Below are 19,003 nucleotides of genomic sequence, written 5' to 3'. Positions count from 1 at the left end.
GTTACATTCCGAACCCGGAAGCTAAGCCTTACAGCGCCGATGGTACTGCAGGGGGGACCCTGTGGGAGAGTAGGACGCCGCCGAACAAATTTTGAGAAAACCCCGCACCTTACCGGTGCGGGGTTTTCTGTTTTTCCGGGTCGTTTCCGGGTCCTTTAGGGTCGGGGCATGCGCTATGACCTTGTGATCTTCGACAACGACGGTGTCCTCGTCGACAGTGAGCCCATCTCCAACCGGCTCCTGGCCGGCTATCTGACCGAGCTCGGGCACCCGACCTCCTACGAGGACTCCATCCGGGACTACATGGGGTCCGCGATGCACAGGATCCATGACCTCGTGCGGGAGCGCACGGGACAGCGGTTGCCGGACGACTTCGACGACGTCTTCCATGGGCGGGTGTTCGCGGCCTTCGAGCGGGAGTTGGAGCCCGTGGCAGGAGCGGTGGGGGTGCTGGAGAAGCTGGCCGCGGACGGGGTGTCGTACTGTGTCGCCTCCTCCGGGAGCCATGAGCGGATTCGGGTCGGGCATCGGAAGACCGGACTGGACAGGTGGTTCGAGGACGGGCGGATCTTCAGTTCGCAGGATGTGGGGCGGGGGAAGCCGGCGCCGGATCTGTTCCTGTACGCGGCAGAGCGGATGGGGGTCGCGCCGGAGCGGTGTGTCGTGGTCGAGGACAGTCCGTTGGGGGTGCAGGCGGCGGTTGCGGCCGGGATGGATGTGTATGGGTTCACCGCCATGACGCCTGCCGTGCGGCTGGCGGGGGCCACTCAACTCTTCTCGGACATGGGGGAGTTGGCTGACCTGTTGGTCTGACATTTGTCATGCCGAGGGCCGGACGATCGTTTCTACCGGCGTCGGGGGCCGGCCGCGAAGCTGAGGGCATGACGAAGAAGAACGCGTTTGTGCCGCTCGCCGTGGATGTGGCGCTGCCGATCGGGTCGTACTACCTGTTCAAGGACGGGTTGGGGATGAGCACGCTTGCCGCGCTGGGTTGGAGCAGTGTGGTGCCGGCCGTGCGGACCGGGTGGAGCGTCGTCAGGGAGCGGACGGTGAACGGGCTTGCCGCGCTGATTCTCTTCGTGAACGTGGTGGGGTTGTTGCTCGCTCTCGTCGCCGGTGATCCGCGGTTGATGCTGGTGAAGGAGAGCGGGGTCAGCAGTGCGGTGGGGATCGGGGTGCTGGTCTCCGTGATGCTGGGGAAGCCGGCGATGACCGCGGCCATGAAACCGTGGCTCGTGAAGGGGGACGCGGGGCGGGAGGCCGCCTGGGGGCGCTTGGAGGGCGGGTGTGCTGCCTTTGGGCGGTTCGAGCGGGTCTTCTCCGTCGTGTGGGGTGTCGTGCTGCTCGGGGAGTGTGTGGTGCGGATCGTGGGGGCGTACACGCTGCCGGTGGACACGATGGTCTGGCTCGGCACCGTGATCATGATTGTCGCCATGGTTCTGGGGTTTGTCGTCAGCGGGGCGCTTGCTGCCGGGCCCATGGCGGCCATGCTCGAAGCGGAGTTGAAGTGCCAGGGTGAGGGGGGCGCGGCCGGGGCTCCGGTGGCTTTTGGTGTCGCCGTCGCCCGGTGACGAAGTAAAGCTGAGAGAAATTCATCTTTGGCTGGATCTACCCACGAGTACGCCGGGGCCTTACGCTCGCCGCCATGACTGATGTGCTGCGGCGCGGTAGGGCCTCGCTGGCGTTCAGCTTCTTCGCGCAGGGTGTCGCCTTTGCTCTGCTCGTGACGCGGATCCCGGCCATCCAGGACCGGTACGGGGTGTCCGACGCGCTGCTGCCCGCGTTCCTCGCCGCTGTGCCGATCCTCGCGGGGGTCGGGAGCGTGAGCACCGAGCAGTTGGTGAAGCGAATACCGCCCAGCCGGGTGCTGCGGTGGTCCCAGCCCGTCGTGCTCCTGGCGTTGCTCGGGGTGGGGGCGGGGGAGTCGACAGTCGAGCTGGGCGTCTCGCTCGCCGCCTTCGGGCTCGCCGTGGGTGCGCTGGACGCCTCGATGAACATGCTCGGGGTGAGCCTGCAGCGGGCGTACGGGCGCAGCATCATGCTGAGTTTCCATGCGGTGTTCAGCCTGGGCGGGATTCTGGGGGCCTCACTCGCCTGGGTGGGGGCGCACTGGCATCTGGCGTTGTGGGTGTCGTATCTGCCGGTGGTGTTTGTGCTGTTGCCGGCCGCCCTGGTGGGGAGTCGGTGGTACGTCGACAGGGGCGGGGACGCTGATGTCGTGGAGGGGAAGGGCGAGGGTGGGGACCTCGCCTTCAAGCTGCTTCTGCCGCTGTGTCTGGTGATGTGTTTCGCGTACATCGGGGACTCGACCGTCTCCAACTGGAGCGCGAAGTATCTGCAGGACGTCCTGGGGAGCAGTGAGCAGCTGGCGACCGTGCCGTACAACGTGTACATGGTGACCACGTTGCTGGGGCGGGCCATCGGGGACCTCGGGGTCCGGCGGTTCGGGGCGGTTGCGGTCGTGCGGATCGGGGCGTTGGTGGCGGCGGTCGGGTTCGGCGTGGTGGCGGTGGCGCCCGGGCCGTGGGTCGGGATGCTCGGGTTCACGTTGCTGGGACTCGGCTTGTGTGTGCTGGTGCCGCAGACCTTCGCGGCGGCGGGGCGGTTGTTCCCGGGGGCGTCCGACGCGGCCGTCGCTCGGCTCAATGTCTTCAACTACGTGGGGTTCCTGGTCGGGTCGCCGTTGGTGGGGGCGTTGGGGGACGCCTGGAGCTATCGCGGGGCCATGCTCGTGCCGATGGTGTTGGTGCTGGTGACGCTCGTGTACGCCCGGTCGTTCGCCGCTCAACCGGACCGATACGGTGGCGGGCATGAGCGGCCGCGCACAGCTGATGTGGGACGAGGCAGTAACGGGCTATGACTTCGGTCCGGATCACCCGATGGATCCGGTTCGGCTGGCCCTGACCTGGAGGCTCGTTCAGGCCTTCGGGCTTGACCGGGAGATGGAGGTCGTGGCCGCCAAGCCGGCGGGGGAGTCGACGCTGCGGCTGGTGCACCGGGAGGACTACGTCGAGGCCGTGAAGGCGGCTTCCGTGGATCCCGGGGCGGCTGACGGGTCGTACGGGCTCGGCACCATCGACGATCCCGCGTTCGCCGGGATGCATGAGGTGTCCGCGCTGATCGCGGGGCAGTCCGTGGGGGCCGCGGAGGCCGTGTGGCGGGGGGACGCGCTGCATGCGGTGAACTTCGCGGGTGGGTTGCATCATGCGATGCCGGGGGGTGCGTCGGGGTTCTGCATCTACAACGACGCGTCGCTGGCCATTGCGCGGTTGCTGGAGCTGGGGGCCGAGCGGGTCGCCTATGTGGATGTCGATGTGCATCACGGGGACGGGGTGCAGGCGGCGTTCTGGGAGGATCCGCGGGTCCTGACGATTTCGCTGCACGAGCATCCTCGTACGTTGTTTCCGCAGACCGGGTGGCCGGAGGAGACGGGGGCGGAGTGCGCGGAGGGCACGGCCGTGAATGTCGCGCTGCCGGCGGGCACCGGGGATGCGGGGTGGTTGCGGGCGTTTCATGCGGTGGTGCCCGAGGTGATCGCCGACTTCCGGCCTCAGGTGCTGGTGACTCAGCACGGGGCCGACACGCACTTCGAGGATCCGTTGGCGCATCTGGCCGTGTCTCTTGATGCGCAGCGGGCCGTGCAGGTTGCCTGTCATGACTTGGCGCATTCGTACGCCGATGGGCGGTGGGTCGCGCTGGGTGGTGGCGGGTACGCGGTGGTGGACGTGGTGCCGCGGTCGTGGACCCATCTGGTGGGGATCGCGGCGGGCCGGGCTGTGGAGCCTGAGGCCGTGATCCCTGAGGGGTGGCGGCAGGAAGTGTTCGCCCGGACCCGGCAGTTGGGGCCGGCGCGGATGACCGATGGGCGGTGGCCTGTGGGGTGGGCCGACTGGGAGGCGGGATACGACCCGGCGGACCGGTTGGACCAGGCGGTGCTGGCGGCTCGGCGGGCTGTGTTTCCGTTGCGGGGGTTGTTGGCGTAGGTGGGGGGCGGGGGTCGGCGGGTCGGGTGGTGCTCGCCTCCGCCGCCCGTGTGTCGGGTCGGATCGGTGGCGTGGGCACGCACGGCATTACGCCGACTGTGCGGTGTTTGCCCGTTCGCATCGCGGCCGGGCTCCTCATCCATCACCATCACACCCGTGTTGAGCGTCGGCGCCGTGCGCGCCCATCTGCTTGCCGCGCGGTTGGCCGGGAGTGTGGCGACCTCGCGGGAGGAGAGTCTGCGCAGTTATCGGTTGTTCGCTGCTCGGGATCCTCGGGTGCTGCTCGGGATTGATCCTGAGTGGACTTGGGAACAGCGGGATCTGATCGAGTTGATGGCGGACAGGTGTGGGGTTTCGGCCGATCCTCGGCATGTTGAGGGCCATGATGTGATTGATCCTGAGCGGACGCTGGTTGCTCTGGATGCCTTCGCCGAGCGGATCGGGGCAGCCGCCCAGCGCAGCGCGACCGTCCTCCTCGGCACCGGGCACCCCCATCGGCTGCTCGGCTTCTACGCCGCCTTGGCGGACGCGCTGTCGGCGGCGGGATGTAACGTCCTCACCCCGGCGCAGGGTCACTCTGTCGACATAACGACCCGGTTCGGTCTACGCACGTACAACCTTGACTACGTACGAGGAGTCGCGCTGGTGCGGGAACCCGGCGCGTCGAGCTCCGGTTGTGCGACCGGCGCGCACACGCATTCGCCGCTGCCGGTTCGGGTGGCGCTGGCCGTGGCCGCGAATGCCGGCGGGCTTCTTCCCGAGCTCGTCATCGGAGACCACGGGTGGGTCTGCGGAGCTGGTCAGCTGGGGTTTGAGGCCATTGGGCTGGCGGATACGGATGACCCCGCGCTCTTTGTGGGGGAGGCGGAGGGGGTCGTGTCCGTCGTCGTTCCACTTGATGACGCTGTGCGGTCTGATTACTACCTGCCGCTGACCCGCTACGTACTCAATCGAGCGTGTCTGTCACAGTAGGCCGCCGATGGGTGCACCTCTTCCCCACTTGCATCACCCGCCCCTACATTGGGGAGTGAGCACGCAGCGACGAAGAGTCACCGGAAGGGGAAGCCGGTGGCCGTCGAGTGCGGAAGGTTCAGGTGTGTCATGGCTGCTGAGCAGAGGCCTCTGAGCGAGGTTCAGTTCCTAACCGTGGCGGAAGTCGCCTCGGTGATGCGAGTGTCGAAGATGACCGTGTACCGACTGGTGCACAGCGGTCATCTGCCCGCGATCCGGGTGGGGCGGTCCTTCCGCGTCCCGGAGAATGCGGTTCACGAGTACCTCCGTGAGAGCTATGTGGGGGTGGAAACCGCCTGACGACCGTGGTCCGGGGGGATCCTCAGGGCACTAGTGGATCACCCCGGTCACCTCGATTACGACCTCAGCGCTCGGGCGGGTAGGCTAGCCCCTCGTAGGTCGTATGGGCCCATGGCGCCCAGCACCGAGTGATGAGAAGTGAGCGAGGGTAGTCGTGGGCTCTGTTATCAAGAAGCGGCGCAAGCGGATGGCCAAGAAGAAGCACCGCAAGCTGCTCAAGCGCACGCGCGTTCAGCGTCGCAACAAGAAGTAGGCGACAGCGCGAGAGCGTGTTTTGTGGCCCCCCACCCATGATGGTGGGGGGCCATACGCGTGTCCGGGGGCTGGATGTCGTCACTTCATGCATTGGGCGGTCATCACAGCGCAACATCAACCCGCTAGGTTGGGCCCCACACGGGGAACACGGCAGGCTACAGGTGCTGGATGGGTTGGAAGGAAGGCGCTGATCTTGGGCAAGGTCGTGCTCGTGACCGGAGTGGCCCGTCAACTGGGGGGCCGGTTCGTACGGCGGATCCAGCGTGACCCGCAGGTGGACCGGGTCATCGCCGTGGACGCTGTTCCGCCTGAGCATCATCTGGGCGGCGCCGACTTCATCCAGGCCGACATCCGGCAGCCCGGCATAGCGCGTGTGCTCGCCGAGACGGCCGCCGACACGGTCGTCCATCTGGACGTCACCGGGACCGCGCTCGGCAGCGGCAGCCGGACCTCCGTCAAGGAGACCAACGTCATCGGCACCATGCAGCTGCTGGGGGCATGCCAGAAGTCGCCGACCGTGAAGCGGCTCGTGGTGAAGTCCAGTACGAACGTGTATGGATCCGCGCCTCGCGATCCCGCCGTCTTCACCGAGACCACTCCGCCGAAGTCGCTGCCGAGTGGCGGGTTCGCCAAGGACGCGGTGGAGGTCGAGGGGTATGTGCGCGGGTTCGCCCGGCGGCGGCCGGACGTCGCCGTGTGCGTGCTGCGGTTCGCCAACATCCTCGGCCCGACCGCGGACACCCCCCTCGCCGCGTATTTCGCCCTGCCGATCCTGCCGACCGTGCTGGGCTACGACCCCCGGCTGCAGTTCGTGCACGAGGACGACGTGATCGAGGTGCTGCGGATCGCCTCGCACGAACCGGAGCGGGGCACGCTCAACAGCGGCACCTTCAACATCGCCGGGGACGGTGTGCTGTTGCTGTCCCAGTGCTCGCGGAGGCTCGGCCGGCCCACGGTGCCGTTGTTGCTTCCCGCGGTCACCTGGGCCGGATCGCTGGTGCGTACGCTGGGCATGACGGACTTCTCGCCCGAACAGATCCGGCTGCTCACCCACGGCCGGGTCGTGGCGACGGACCAGATGCGTGAGACGCTCGGGTTCAAGCCGAAGTACACGACGGCGGAGACGTTCGCGGAGTTCGCGCGCAGCCGCGGACCAGGACTTCTGCCGCCGGAGGCCCTTGCGGGGGCCGTCGACCGGATCGCCGCGCTGCCCCTGGCGGGCAGCGGCCACCCCCCGACGCAGAGCGCCAACTGAGGAGCGCATCAACGATGGCGGACGCCAAGGTCATTCCGTTCGACGACGACCGGTCCCGCGGGAGCGCCGTGCAGCGGCCGCCGCGGCGCCGGAGCGCGGGGAGCCGGCGCAAGGGCGAGCCCGCGGTGGTCCGTGAGGTCCAGCCCCTGCCCAGCAGGGCTCCAGGGCAGGATGATGTTCCTGTGACCCGTGAGGAACAGCCGCCCGAGAAGCCCCAGGACATCGGCGGCCTGGAGCAGCGCATCGCGGGCGGCCTCGCCTTCCTGCGCCGCCGCCTCACCGGGGACTACGAGGTCGACGACTTCGGCTACGACGAGGAGTTGACCGACCAGGTCCTGATGTCCCTGCTGCGGCCGGTGTACGAGAAGTACTTCCGGGTCGAGGTGAAGGGCGTCGAGAACATCCCGTCCGAGGGCGGGGCGCTGATCGTCGCCAACCACTCCGGGACGCTGCCGATGGACGGCCTGATGATGCAGGTCGCCGTCCACGACCACCACCCCGCGGGCCGCCATCTGCGGCTTCTGGCCGCGGACCTGGTGTTCATGCTGCCGGTGGTCAACGAGCTGGCCCGCAAGCTGGGCCACACCCTGGCCTGCGCGGAGGACGCCGAACGCCTGCTGGCCAAGGGCGAGGTGGTCGGGGTGATGCCGGAGGGCTTCAAGGGCATCGGCAAGCCCTTCAGCGAGCGCTACAAGCTCCAGCGCTTCGGCCGCGGCGGCTTCGTCTCGACCGCACTGCGCCAGGGCACCCCGATCATCCCGTGCTCGATCGTCGGGGCCGAGGAGATCTACCCGATGATCGGCAACGCCAAGACCCTGGCCCGCGTCCTCGGCTTCCCGTACTTCCCACTCACGCCGACGTTCCCGTGGCTCGGCCCGCTGGGTGCGATCCCGCTGCCGACCAAGTGGACCATCCAGTTCGGCGAGCCGATCCCGACCAACGGCTATCCGCCGGAGGCCGCCGAGGACCCGATGCTGATGTTCAACCTGACCGACCAGGTCCGCGAACAGATCCAGCACACGCTCTACAAGCTGCTGGTACAGCGCCGCTCGGTCTTCTTCTGACAGCTGTCGGCCGCTGTCTGAGAAACCTGACCGATACCTGATACCTGTGTACGACAACGGGGGCGCCCCTCCTGAGAAGGGCGCCCCCGTCGTCGTACGGACCTACTCCGCGTCCTCCCCGTCGATCCCCAGGCCGGGCAGCAGGCCGGGGAGGAGGGGCGGGAGGGTGACGTCCGGCTCGGTGGTCGGCGTCGTCGTGGACGGCGAGGAGGTGTCGGCGTCGTCGGGCGGGTCGAGGAGGCCGCCGGTGTTGCCGCCGAGGAGGCCGTCCTCCTCGCTGCCGGAGCCGGCCGACTTGCTGGGACTGTTGCTGCCGGTGCCGTCGGAGGAGCTGCCGTTGCCGGTGCTGGGCGCCGAGGAACGGCCGGAGCCGGTCGAGCTGTCGGAGGATGCCGATCCGGAGCCCTGCCGCTGACCGCTTCCGCCGCCGCCCGGGGCCGGGGGCTGCGGGAGGAGGGACTGGAGCGGGGCGACCTCTTCGTCTATGGCGTCGAAGACCGACGAGACCTGCTGACTGACGTCACCGAGCTGGACGGGCAGCCGGTCGCGCAGGGCGCCCCAGACGTCGCGGTGCGAGCGGGAGAAGGCGTCCAGGGCCTGGATGGGGCCCAGGGAGTCCGGGTCGCGTTCGTACGCCGCGGCCAACAGGCGGCGGCCCTCGGAGGCGTCGTGCTGCATGCCGGACAGGGCGCGGCGGATCTCGCCGAGGGACTCGTGGTCGAGCCGGCCGCCGCGGTCGTGCTCCATGAGCCGACGGGCCTCGCTGAGGCGGGTGGAGGCCTGGTCGAGATAGGCCACACCACGTTCGTCGTCCCCGTCGGACAGGTAGCTGAGCTTGAAGTCCTCGATGCCGCGCTTGAGGCCGTAGAGCGAGTCGCCGGGCAGCGCGTCCGAGCTGGCCGCGGCGACACCGCCGAAGGCGCCGGCGGCGACGCCGACGCTGAGTCCGCCCGCGGCGAGGCTCTTGGTGAGCCGGGAACGCGGTCGGAGCCTGCCCAGCGGGCTCGCCCGGTGAGCGCCCCGCGCCCGCTCGGAGCGCTGCTCCGGCACCGAGGAGCCGGCCTCGCCTCCTGCGGTGCCCTCCAGCAGCATGGCCTCCATCGCGGCCACGAGCTGGGCCCGCTGGACGACCTTCACCTCCGGGTCCATCTGGGGTTTGGGCAGCTCGCCGAGACCGGTCGCGAGGGCCATGAGGCGGCCCTGCTCGGTCTGTTCCGCAGCAGCCGGGGACGGCGGTGGTCCTTCGGACTGCTCGGCCGCCGTGCCCTGGTCGGACTGCTCCTCCAGGGCCTGGGCGAAGGCGCTCGCCCGCCGGTGCGCCGAAACATTCGCGATCACTGGCGGCACCTCCTCTCGTCATGACGGTCGACTCCCCAGGGGGTCCTGAGGGTTGCACGCCCTGACCACAAGTACCCGATCGGGTGATCGAAGTCGGCCAGGGAGTGACCACAGGGAGCCTGCATCCCGCACAACGAGTGGCGCGGCACTTGGGTTACGGACGGCGGATGATCGGATAGGGAAGCCAACGGACTTTCACCGACTGCGAGTTGAGAGTTACCGAGCGTGTTCTGTCAGCGTGCGTCGTCCGGCAGGAGCCGGGCGAGGGTGCGCACGGCGCGGTACTGGAGGGTCTTGATGGCGCCCTCGTTCTTGCCCATCACGCGGGCGGTCTCGGCGACGGAGAGACCCTGGAGGAAGCGGAGTGTCACGCACTCCTGCTGCTGGGGGTTGAGCCGTCGTACGGCATCGAGGAGGGCGGCGTTCGAGAGGGACTCCAGGACGGAGTCCTCGGGGGAGCGCGCGACCTCGTTGGCGTCGAGCATCTCGCCGGTGGTGACTTCGAGCCGGAAGCGGCTCGACTTGAAATGGTCCGCGACGAGATTGCGGGCGATGGTGACGAGCCACGCGCCGAAGTCGCGGCCCTGCCAGGTGAACGTGCCGATGCGGCGAAGTGCGCGCAGGAACGTCTCGCTGGTGAGATCCTCAGCGGTCGCCTTGCCTCCCACTCGGTAGTAGATGTACCGGTACACGGTGTCGCTGTACTGGTCGTAGAGACGGCCGAAGGCATCGGCCTCGCCGGCCTGGGCGCGCTCCACAAGGTCCATCATGCGGGCGCTGTCGCTGTCCGCGGCGGGACGGCGGGCGGTGGTTGAGGCGGCACCGGTCGAACGCCCTCGTCTTCCGACGGCGGCGCTGCCGTCGGCGAGCGCGTAGCACGGGCCGACGGGGGTGGTGGCAACGGCGAGGGCAGGGACGGCGTACGCGGTGGGGACGAAGCCGCGCAACAGGTCTTGGACCGATGCGCGCAGCGTAGCCAGGCCCGAGGCGTCAACCCCGACGTGTGGGTACACGGGACTCCCAGAGGCAGAGCTTCCATCACGTGCAGTGCGGAACCTTTCACCCGTCGTAGCGACGGAAGGGGATCCGGATTGCGTCTGAGGAGAATAACGCTTAGTGCAGGCACTGCTACACGCAGTTGCTCAAATCGTCGATTACGTCGCTTCTGTAACCGAATGACGGCCGATCAAGTACCGATCAGTGATCGGTTGTTGATCGAAAAGGGTCGTGCTCCGTCGGGGTCCGGGGCGTGTTGTGGCCGTGTGCAGCCAACGGGGCTGGACAGCGGGGTAACGGGGTACGCCCGGTGGATTGGCCGGTTGTGCCGGGCGTGACCTGATGTGATGTCCGGTGTCAGCGGCGGCGCTTGTGCAGGGCGATCGCCGCCGCCGTGCCGCCCGCGACCGCGCCGACGCCCGCCGCTGCCGGGATGCCGACCTTCGCCGCCTTGCGGCCCGTGCGGTAGTCACGCAGGCGCCATTCGAGTCGGCGGGCGTGCTTGCGCAGCTTGCTGTCCGGGTTGATCGCGTAGGGGTGCCCCACCAGGGACAGCATCGGGATGTCGTTGTGCGAGTCGCTGTAGGCGGCGCAGCGGTTCAGGTCCAGGCCCTCCGCCGCGGCCAGCGCGCGTACCGCCTCCGCCTTCGCCGGGCCGTGCAGGGGTTCGCCGACCAGCTTGCCCGTGTAGACGCCGTCGACCGACTCGGCGACCGTGCCCAGCGCGCCGGTCAGGCCGAGGCGGCGGGCGATGACCTGGGCGATCTCCACCGGGGCGGCCGTGACCAGCCACACCTTCTGGCCCGCGTCCAGGTGCGCCTGGGCCAGTGCCCGGGTGCCGGGCCAGATGCGCTCGGCCATGTACTCGTCGTAGATCTCCTCGCCGATCGACATCAGCTCGGAGACCCGGTGGCCCTGGACGATCGACAGTGCCGAGTCGCGGGCCTCCTGCATGTGTTCCGGATCCTCGACGCCGGCCAGCCGGAACCACGCCTGCTGCCAGGCGAACTTGGCGAGGTCGCGGGTCTCGAAGAACTTCCGCTTGTACAGGCCCCGGCCGAAGTGGAACAGGGCGGCGCCCTGCATCACGGTGTTGTCCAGGTCGAAGAAGGCGGCGGCATGCGCGTCGCCGTGCACCGGGAACTCCGGTTCCTCACCGGCGGTGTCCTGTATGGACTGTGTGGACTTGCGCGCTGCCTCCGCCGAGGCCTCGCCTGCCAACACGCTCCGCGCCGTGGCGGAGCGCCTACGGGGAGTGAGCCATCCGAGAGCGGCCATGGCGTGAGCATAGCCAGTTTGTTCGGTGGTTCCGGAGTCGAGAGGTTTGAAGGGTGTGAACTCTCCGCGACTGTGCCGTTAAACAGCGCGAGAATGGCCGACATGACTCCCATCTTTCGGCGCAACGCACGCAGGGCCCCGCAGGACCGGCTCGTCACTCTCGTCCGCAAGCCCGGGTGTCATCTGTGTGATGACGCACAGATCGTGGTCGAGAAGGTCTGCGCCGATCTCGGCGTTCCCTGGGAGCAGAAGGACATCACCCGGGACCCCCAACTCCACGACAGGTACTGGGAACAGATCCCCGTCGTGCTCGTCGACGGAGAGCAGCACACCTTCTGGCGTGTGAACGAGGATCGGCTCCGGAAGGCCCTGACCGAGTAGTCCAACTGGTCCGGAACCTCGCTTAGGATCGACGGCGACTTGGTCTCGGGGGCGGGGATCGTAGAGGAGAGTGTGCGGTTTTGCCCCCAGGAGCAGAGGAACGGTGGTGCGCATGTGCCGGTTCCGTACGCGTGCGCCGGGGGCGCGTGACCCCGGTCACGTTGGCCGGGCAAATCGGACACCATCTTTGTGCACGCGTTCACAAAGACATAGCCTGCTGTCGACGGGGCGGTCCAGGAACGTGTGACCGCCTGCAGCCCCGCTCTACCCGCAGGAGCACCGTGGCAACTGGCCGAACTCACCGACCGGCGACCCGTAGCCGAGGGATTCCCGAGGCCACCGTCGCCCGCCTTCCGCTGTACCTCCGCGCGCTGACCGCACTGTCGGAGCGCTCGGTACCCACGGTCTCCTCCGAGGAGCTCGCGGCCGCCGCCGGGGTCAACTCCGCGAAGCTGCGCAAGGACTTCTCGTACCTGGGCTCCTACGGAACGCGTGGTGTGGGCTACGACGTCGAGTACCTCGTCTACCAGATCTCCCGTGAGCTGGGCCTGACCCAGGACTGGCCGGTAGTGATCGTCGGTATCGGCAACCTCGGCGCCGCCCTCGCCAATTACGGCGGGTTCGCCTCGCGCGGTTTCCGGGTCGCGGCGCTCATTGACGCCGACCCCGCGATGGCCGGAAAGCCCGTCGCCGGGATCCCCGTCCAGCACACCGACGAGCTGGAAAAGATCATCGAGGACAACGGCGTGTCCATCGGGGTCATCGCCACGCCCGCCGGTGCCGCCCAGCAGGTCTGCGAGCGGCTCGTGGCCGCCGGAGTCACCTCCATCCTGAACTTCGCGCCGACCGTGCTGTCCGTGCCGGACGGCGTCGACGTGCGCAAGGTCGACCTCTCCATCGAGCTGCAGATCCTCGCCTTCCACGAGCAGCGCAAGGCCGGCGAGGAGGCCGCCGCCGCAGACGGCGCGGTCCCGCACGCCGTCGCCCGCAAGGCGTCCGCCGACAAGGGCCCAGACGGGGACGTCCCCGCCGTGATGCCGGCATGAGTCTCCTCGTCGTCGGGCTGAGCCACCGCAGCGCCCCGGTCAGCGTGCTGGAGCGGGCGGCGCTGAACGCGGACGCACAGATCAAGCTGCTCCAGGACACCGTCGCCGCCGAGCCCGCCACCGAGGCCGCGGTCCTCGCGACCTGCAACCGCATCGAGCTGTACGCCGACGTGGACAAGTTCCACGCCGGTGTCGCCGAGGTGTCCACGCTGCTCGCCCAGCACAGCGGGGTGGGGCTGGAGGAGCTCACTCCCTATCTGTACGTGCACTACGAGGACCGGGCCGTCCATCACCTCTTCTCGGTGGCCTGCGGACTCGACTCCATGGTCGTCGGCGAGGGTCAGATCCTCGGCCAGATCAAGGACTCCCTCGCCAAGGCGCAGGACGTGCACTCCGCCGGGCGGCTGCTGAACGACCTGTTCCAACAGGCCCTCCGCGTGGGCAAGCGCGCCCACTCCGAGACCGGCATAGACCGGGCCGGGCAGTCCCTGGTCACCTTCGGCCTGGAGCAGCTGTCCGACGGACAGGCCGTCGAGCAGTGGGCCCGGAGCAAGAAGGCCCTGGTCATCGGCGCCGGTTCGATGTCCTCGCTGGCCGCGGCCACGCTCGCGCGTGCCGGTGTCGCCGAGATCGTCGTCGCCAACCGCACGCCCGACCGTGCCGAGCGGCTCGCCCAGATCCTGGCGGAAGGCGACGACACGGACGTGCTGGCCCGCGCGGTACCGATGGAATCGGTGCCGGTCGAGCTGACACGTGCCGATCTCGTCGTCTCCTGTACGGGCGCGACGGGGCTGGTCCTGACGGCCGAGGCGGTCGCGGCGGCGGTCGAGGGCCGTTCGGGAGCGGCCGTCGCGGAGAGCGGGAGCGTTTCACCGTCGGGTGGCGACTCCGGTCCTACGGCCGTGGCGGCAGCCGGACGAGATGACCTCCCGCCCACCAGTCTGGGCACCGAGGAGGGCTGTCCGCTGGATCTGCCGGCCGTGCAGCAGGCGACCGCCGGGTTCTCCGTGCTCGGGGAGGCAGCCGTGGCCGGGATGGCCGCCGCCGACCTGGAACAGCACGCGGCCTGGGTGGACAACGGCGTCACGCGTCAGCAGACCTCCGCCCCGGCGGGTGCCGTCACCGTGCTCGACCCGGCCGAGGAGGCGGACGTCATCGCGGCGCTCGCCGCCGCCGCGGCCGCCGTCGGCCGGGTGCCCGAGCGGCGCAGGCCCGAGCCCGTCGCCGAGATCCCGCGGCCCGAGCCGACCCTCTTCCTCCTCGACCTCGCCATGCCCCGCGACATCGACGCGGCCGTGCACCGGCTGGTCGGGGTGCGGCTCATGGACATCGAGTCGCTGGCGGAAGCTTCCGCCGACGCCCCGATGGCGGCCGACGTCGACCAGGTCCGCCGTATCGTCGCCGACGAGGTCGCGGCCTTCGGGGCGGCGCTCCGGGCCGCGCACATCACGCCCACCGTGGTCGCGCTGCGGACGATGGCCGCCGACGTGGTCGCGAACGAGATCGCCCGGCTCGACGGGCGGCTGCCCGGCCTCGACGACAAGCACCGCGCCGAGATCACGCAGACCGTGAAGCGCGTCGTCGACAAGCTGCTGCACGCGCCGACCGTACGGGTCAAGCAGCTCGCGGCCGAGCCCGGCGGCGCCGGGTACGCGGACGCGCTGCGGACCCTGTTCGACCTCGACCCCGAGACGGTGGCCGCCGTCTCCCGGGCCGACCGCGCCGACGATGAACCTGAGAACAGCAAGAACCGAGGGCCGGCATGAGTAGCAAGGCATTGAGGCTCGGGACCAGGCGGAGCAAACTCGCCAGGGCCCAGTCCGGGCAGGTCGCGGACGCCGTGAGCCAGGTGACCGGACGGCCCGTCGAGCTCGTCGAGATCACCACGTACGGCGACGTCTCCCGCGAACAGCTCGCGCAGATCGGCGGCACGGGCGTCTTCGTGACCGCGCTGCGGGAGGCGCTGCTGAAGGGGGAGGTCGACTTCGCGGTTCATTCGCTGAAGGACCTGCCGACCGGGCAGCCCGACGAGCTGGCGCTGGCCGCCATACCGCAGCGCGAGGACCCGAGGGACGTCATCGTCGCCCGGGACGCGCTGAAGTTCACCGACCTGCCCCGCGGGGCGCGCATCGGTACGGGTTCGCCGCGGCGGATGGCCCAGCTGAACGCGTACGCGCGCAGCCACGGGCTGGACATCGAGACGCTTCCGATCCGGGGGAACGTCGACACGCGGATAGGTTTCGTGCGCGACGGTGAGCTCGATGCCGTGGTGCTGGCCGCCGCTGGTCTGAATCGGATCGGCCGCAGCGATGAAGTGACCGACTTCCTGTCGGTCGACACGATTTTGCCCGCCCCCGGCCAGGGGGCACTCGCGATCGAATGTGCCGCGGACAACGCGGACCTGATCGCAGCGCTCGGTGAGCTCGACGACCCGTTCACACGGGCCGCCGTCACCGCCGAACGGTCCCTGCTCGCCGCCCTGGAGGCCGGTTGCAGCGCCCCTGTGGGCGCGCTGGCCGACCTTCTGGCCGACGGGCAGATTGTCAAGGAAATGCGCCTGCGCGGCGTCGTCGGCACGACCGACGGCTCGCGGATGGTGCAGTTGTCCACCACCGGTCCCGTGCCCGAGACGTACGACCAGGCAATGGCGCTCGGTCGCGAACTCGCTGCCGAGATGCTTGCCCAGGGCGCGGCCGGTCTGATGGGGGAGCGAGCACTGTGAGCCCCACCACTCTTCCCGCCGCCGGTCCGGAACACGGGCACGTCACCTTCCTTGGTGCCGGACCCGGGGATCCGGGACTGCTGACTCTTCGCGCTGTCGAGGCGCTGGCGAACGCGGACGTCCTCGTCGCCGGGCACGAAGTGCTCGACGTCGTACGTTCGCACGCCAGGTCCGGCGTTGCCGTCGTGAACACGGATTCGGATCCCTCTGCGGATCTGTCTTCCGGTCCGACTCCGGGCACAGGCGCGCCTCAACTGACGGTTGTTGACGGTGCGTCAACGACCGTGGGTGTCCCCGTCGTGCGGGATGCCGCACATCTTGTCATGGAGGCCGCGCGGGGCGGCAGGCGGGTCGTGCGTGCGGTGTCCGGGGATCCCGGACTCGACGCGTACGCCGCCGAGGAGATGCTGGCGTGCGCCGCCGCGGGCGTGCCTTTCGAGGTCGTTCCCGGCGTCGCGGCTGCTGTCGGCGTGCCTGCTTATGCCGGTGTGCCGCTGCGGGACGCCGAGGGCGCGGACGTCCGGTTCGTGGATGCGCGGACCGCTTCCGACCGGTGCTGGACGGAGGTGGGGGCGTCCGACGGGACCGTTGTCGTGTCGACGACCCTGGATTCTGTCGCTGCCGCTGCCGGTGAGCTGGTTTCCGCCGGGCGTAAGCCCGATACGCCGCTGACGGTCACCGTCGCCGGTACGACGACCCGGCAGCGGACCTGGACCGCGACCCTGGGGACCATTGCCCAGACGCTGAAGCAGGCCAAGGTGCTGCCGTCCCCTGACGGCGGGCGGCCGGTGATAGCCGTGGTCGGTGAGCGGTCCGCCACGGCTCAGCGTGAGCAGCTCTCGTGGTTCGAGTCCAAGCCGCTGTTCGGCTGGAAGGTGCTCGTGCCGCGCACCAAGGAGCAGGCGGCTTCGCTCTCCGACCAACTGCGGTCCTACGGGGCCGTGCCGCACGAGGTGCCGACGATCGCCGTCGAGCCGCCGCGCACGCCCCAGCAGATGGAGCGGGCGGTCAAGGGGCTGGTGACCGGGCGGTACGAGTGGATCGCTTTCACGAGCGTGAATGCCGTGAAGGCCGTTCGGGAGAAGTTCGAGGAGTACGGGCTCGATGCGCGCGCCTTCGCCGGCATCAAGGTCGCCGCGGTGGGGGAGCAGACCGCCAAGGCGCTGGTCGCCTTCGGTGTGAAGCCTGATCTCGTGCCGAGCGGGGAGCAGTCGGCGGCCGGGTTGCTGGAGGACTGGCCTCCCTACGACCCGGTGTTCGATCCGATCGACAGGGTCTTCCTGCCGCGCGCCGACATCGCCACCGAGACGCTGGTGGCGGGGCTGATCGAGCTCGGGTGGGAGGTCGACGACGTCACCGCCTATCGGACCGTGCGGGCGTCGCCGCCGCCGGCCGAGACCCGGGAGGCGATCAAGGGCGGCGGGTTCGACGCCGTGCTGTTCACTTCGTCTTCCACCGTGCGGAACCTGGTGGGTATCGCCGGTAAGCCGCACAACGTGACGGTTATCGCGTGTATCGGGCCCGCTACGGCCAAGACCGCCGAGGAGCATGGGCTTCGGGTGGATGTCATGGCTCCCGAGCCGTCCGTGCACAAGCTCGCCGAGGCTCTTGCCGACTTCGGGCTGCGGCGGAGAGCCGCGGCGCTGGAGGCGGGGGATGCGGTGACGCGGCCGAGTGAGCGGCGGCCGGGCGCGCGGCGGAGGCGTACGACGACCTGAATCGGGCTGCGTGGCTCGTGGCTGCGGGGCGATGTATCGCCTTGCGGCCACCTGGTCAGGCTGCGTGGCTGCCGGGGCGATGTGTCGCCTTGCGGCCACCTGGTCAGGCTGCGGGGGCGTACGGCGGGCTGATCCTCAGGCCGGCGTCACCGTGTGGCCGTAGCGCAGGAGGTTTTCCGGGTCGTAGGTCGACTTGGCGTGCTGCAGGTGGGCGTAGACCTCCGGGGTCCAAGCGCGGGCTCGGTCCTGTTCGTCGCCCGGGGTGCCGTGGATGTTGACCATCGTGCGGCCCGTGCCGTACGGGGCCATCGCCTCGTGGAGGGCTGCCGTGGCCTGTTCCACGGCCTCGGCGGCGGGTGGGGCGGCCAGGACCGCCACCGTTTCCAGGAAGTACTCGGCGTCGCGGGCGCAGATCGCGTCCTCGACGGCCGCCGGGCGGGACAGGGCTCCGCCCATGTGGCGGATCTCCACCAGGAGGAGCGGGCAGTCGGGGTTGTCCGGGCCCACCTGGTCCAGGAACGTGCGGATGGCGTCCGGGGTCAGGTCGTGGAGAAGAGCGCAGGATTCGCGGGCGGGGAGCGGGTCCTGGGGCTCCAGGTAGATGCGGTCGACTTCCGCGAAGTCCATCTCCTCGACTGTGTCGACTGCCACGGGGGCGGCCTCGCGCATGGGCTCGATGAGGCGTTCGCCCTCTTCCGTGTCGCCGGTCCAGGTGATTGCCACCCGGGCCCAGAATCCGCCGCGCAGGGGTTCGGGGATCTGGGGGATCGGGGGGAGGCGCAGGAGGCTGAACGCGCTGCACATCTCGTTCGGGACGGTGCGTGTCCACTCCGCCCATGCTCGCAGGAGCGGCTCGGTGTGCTTGCCGGGGGTGTATATGCCGCCGCCGAGGACGCGAGGGAGGTCGAGCAGGTCGAAGGTCAGTTGGGTGACCACGCCTACGTTGCCCTTTCCGCCGCGTAGGGCCCAGAACAGTTCGGGTTCGGTGGTCCGGTTCGCGTCGTGGAGGGTGCCGTCGGGGGTGACGACCTGGAAGGAGCGGACCAGGTCGGCCGCGTAGCCGTAGGTTCGGCCGAGGACGGGGAGGCCGCCCCCGAGGGTGTAGCCGACGACGCCTGCGTCCGTGGAGGTGCCGGTGAGGGCGGCGAGGCCGTGGGGGGCCGCGGCGTCGAGGACGTGCCGCCACTTTGCGCCGGCGGCTGTGGTGGCGGTGCGGTTGGCCGGGTCGATCCTTACGTCCGTCATGCGGGTGGTCGTGATCAACAGGCCGCTGTCTATGGGGAAGTTGGCGCCGTGGCCGGTGGCCTGGACTGCTACCGGGGTGTTGGTCGCGGTTGCCCAGCGCATTGCCGCGACGATGTCGTCGGTGCCGGTTGCTCCTATGACCACGTCGGGGGTGTGCAGGGCGGACAGGTTGAAGCCCGTGACCTCGTCGGCGTAGCCGTCTTCGCCGGGGCGCAGGACCGGGCCCTTGATGTCGGACAGGGCGAAGAGGGCGGGGGTGGGGTGGGTGGCGGTCATCTTGTCCTCCTGGGGCGGGAGGCTTGCACTTTCAGCTTGTACCTGTGGGGTGCTTGGCGCATGTGGGGTGCGCGTTGCGCCTTCGGTCGTGGGGGGTCGGGGCCGTGTCGGGGGGGGTCCGTCCTCGGAACGGCG

18 protein-coding genes and 1 rRNA gene are annotated in these 19,003 nt (G+C 69.5%); 15 read left to right on the top strand and 4 right to left on the bottom strand.

All coding sequences use genetic code 11. The features are described 5' to 3' along the window. From rrf to ADK57_RS05640, 10 genes are all read left to right on the top strand, one after another. Nucleotides 1-86: ribosomal RNA gene (rrf, locus tag ADK57_RS05680) — 5S ribosomal RNA — on the top strand; the annotation flags it as partial. 82 nt (nt 87-168) lie between these two features. Continuing rightward, nucleotides 169-813 carry an HAD family hydrolase gene (locus tag ADK57_RS05675; RefSeq protein WP_053748227.1) on the top strand — a complete coding sequence of 215 codons (645 nt, stop codon included), beginning with the start codon at nt 169-171 and terminating at the stop codon, nt 811-813. 68 nt (nt 814-881) lie between these two features. Then, complete coding sequence (locus ADK57_RS05670; protein ID WP_053748226.1) at nt 882-1,571, top strand: VC0807 family protein; 690 nt, start codon at nt 882-884, stop codon at nt 1,569-1,571. Between the two features lie 74 nt (nt 1,572-1,645). Then, the gene (locus ADK57_RS05665; protein ID WP_053748225.1) at nt 1,646-2,860 is read left to right on the top strand and encodes an MFS transporter; all 1,215 of its coding nucleotides are present in this window, start codon (nt 1,646-1,648) and stop codon (nt 2,858-2,860) included. Beyond that, a complete protein-coding gene (locus tag ADK57_RS05660) occupies nt 2,811-3,983 on the top strand; it encodes an acetoin utilization protein AcuC (protein ID WP_053748229.1) in 1,173 nt (390 codons plus the stop codon). Before ADK57_RS05665 ends, ADK57_RS05660 begins: the two co-directional genes overlap by 50 nt. A gap of 156 nt (nt 3,984-4,139) precedes the next feature. Continuing rightward, nucleotides 4,140-4,955: a phosphatase gene (locus ADK57_RS05655; protein WP_053748224.1), complete on the top strand. Its 816-nt coding sequence runs from the start codon at nt 4,140-4,142 to the stop codon at nt 4,953-4,955. Between the two features lie 129 nt (nt 4,956-5,084). Then, complete coding sequence (locus ADK57_RS05650) at nt 5,085-5,294, top strand: helix-turn-helix domain-containing protein (protein WP_016437488.1); 210 nt, start codon at nt 5,085-5,087, stop codon at nt 5,292-5,294. A gap of 154 nt (nt 5,295-5,448) precedes the next feature. Beyond that, nucleotides 5,449-5,547 (top strand): 30S ribosomal protein bS22, encoded by a 99-nt coding sequence (locus tag ADK57_RS46960; protein WP_003948845.1) that lies wholly within the window; start codon nt 5,449-5,451, stop codon nt 5,545-5,547. A gap of 195 nt (nt 5,548-5,742) precedes the next feature. Then, the gene (locus ADK57_RS05645; protein ID WP_053748223.1) at nt 5,743-6,804 is read left to right on the top strand and encodes an NAD-dependent epimerase/dehydratase family protein; all 1,062 of its coding nucleotides are present in this window, start codon (nt 5,743-5,745) and stop codon (nt 6,802-6,804) included. 14 nt (nt 6,805-6,818) lie between these two features. After that, nucleotides 6,819-7,868, top strand: a complete 1,050-nt coding sequence (locus ADK57_RS05640) for a lysophospholipid acyltransferase family protein (RefSeq protein WP_053748222.1) — start codon at nt 6,819-6,821, stop codon at nt 7,866-7,868. Between the two features lie 102 nt (nt 7,869-7,970). Here ADK57_RS05640 and ADK57_RS05635 read toward each other — a convergent pair whose 3' ends face one another. From ADK57_RS05635 to ADK57_RS05625, 3 genes are all read right to left on the bottom strand, one after another. Continuing rightward, nucleotides 7,971-9,206 carry a DUF5667 domain-containing protein gene (locus ADK57_RS05635; RefSeq protein ID WP_053748221.1) on the bottom strand — a complete coding sequence of 412 codons (1,236 nt, stop codon included), beginning with the start codon at nt 9,204-9,206 and terminating at the stop codon, nt 7,971-7,973. Nucleotides 9,207-9,439: 233 nt separating this feature from the next. Further along, the gene (locus ADK57_RS05630) at nt 9,440-10,219 is read right to left on the bottom strand and encodes an ECF subfamily RNA polymerase sigma factor, BldN family (protein ID WP_053748220.1); all 780 of its coding nucleotides are present in this window, start codon (nt 10,217-10,219) and stop codon (nt 9,440-9,442) included. Nucleotides 10,220-10,559: 340 nt separating this feature from the next. Beyond that, nucleotides 10,560-11,480 (bottom strand): HAD family hydrolase, encoded by a 921-nt coding sequence (locus ADK57_RS05625; protein WP_053748219.1) that lies wholly within the window; start codon nt 11,478-11,480, stop codon nt 10,560-10,562. 93 nt (nt 11,481-11,573) lie between these two features. Between ADK57_RS05625 and ADK57_RS05620 the strand changes: the two genes are divergently transcribed. The 5 genes from ADK57_RS05620 to ADK57_RS05600 all read left to right on the top strand — a co-directional run bounded on the left by ADK57_RS05620 (nt 11,574) and on the right by ADK57_RS05600 (nt 17,347). Then, the gene (locus tag ADK57_RS05620; RefSeq protein ID WP_420711842.1) at nt 11,574-11,861 is read left to right on the top strand and encodes a glutaredoxin family protein; all 288 of its coding nucleotides are present in this window, start codon (nt 11,574-11,576) and stop codon (nt 11,859-11,861) included. Between the two features lie 281 nt (nt 11,862-12,142). Continuing rightward, a complete protein-coding gene (locus ADK57_RS05615; RefSeq protein WP_053748218.1) occupies nt 12,143-12,907 on the top strand; it encodes a redox-sensing transcriptional repressor Rex in 765 nt (254 codons plus the stop codon). After that, entirely contained in the window at nt 12,904-14,673 is a 1,770-nt protein-coding gene (locus ADK57_RS05610; protein WP_053748217.1) for a glutamyl-tRNA reductase, read from the top strand. The genes ADK57_RS05615 and ADK57_RS05610 overlap by 4 nt, the downstream gene beginning before the upstream one ends. Then, nucleotides 14,670-15,629, top strand: a complete 960-nt coding sequence (gene hemC, locus ADK57_RS05605) for a hydroxymethylbilane synthase (protein ID WP_053748216.1) — start codon at nt 14,670-14,672, stop codon at nt 15,627-15,629. Before ADK57_RS05610 ends, hemC begins: the two co-directional genes overlap by 4 nt. Then, nucleotides 15,626-17,347 (top strand): uroporphyrinogen-III synthase, encoded by a 1,722-nt coding sequence (locus ADK57_RS05600; protein ID WP_053748215.1) that lies wholly within the window; start codon nt 15,626-15,628, stop codon nt 17,345-17,347. The genes hemC and ADK57_RS05600 overlap by 4 nt, the downstream gene beginning before the upstream one ends. A gap of 135 nt (nt 17,348-17,482) precedes the next feature. On the opposite strand, the gene ADK57_RS05595 is transcribed toward ADK57_RS05600, so the two are convergent. Then, a complete protein-coding gene (locus tag ADK57_RS05595) occupies nt 17,483-18,868 on the bottom strand; it encodes an FAD-binding oxidoreductase (RefSeq protein WP_053748214.1) in 1,386 nt (461 codons plus the stop codon). Nucleotides 18,869-19,003: the final 135 nt, after the last annotated feature.

The organism is Streptomyces sp. MMG1533 (genome assembly GCF_001279775.1).
Lineage (GTDB): Bacteria > Actinomycetota > Actinomycetes > Streptomycetales > Streptomycetaceae > Streptomyces.
This window is presented reverse-complemented; position numbering and strand designations above follow the sequence as displayed.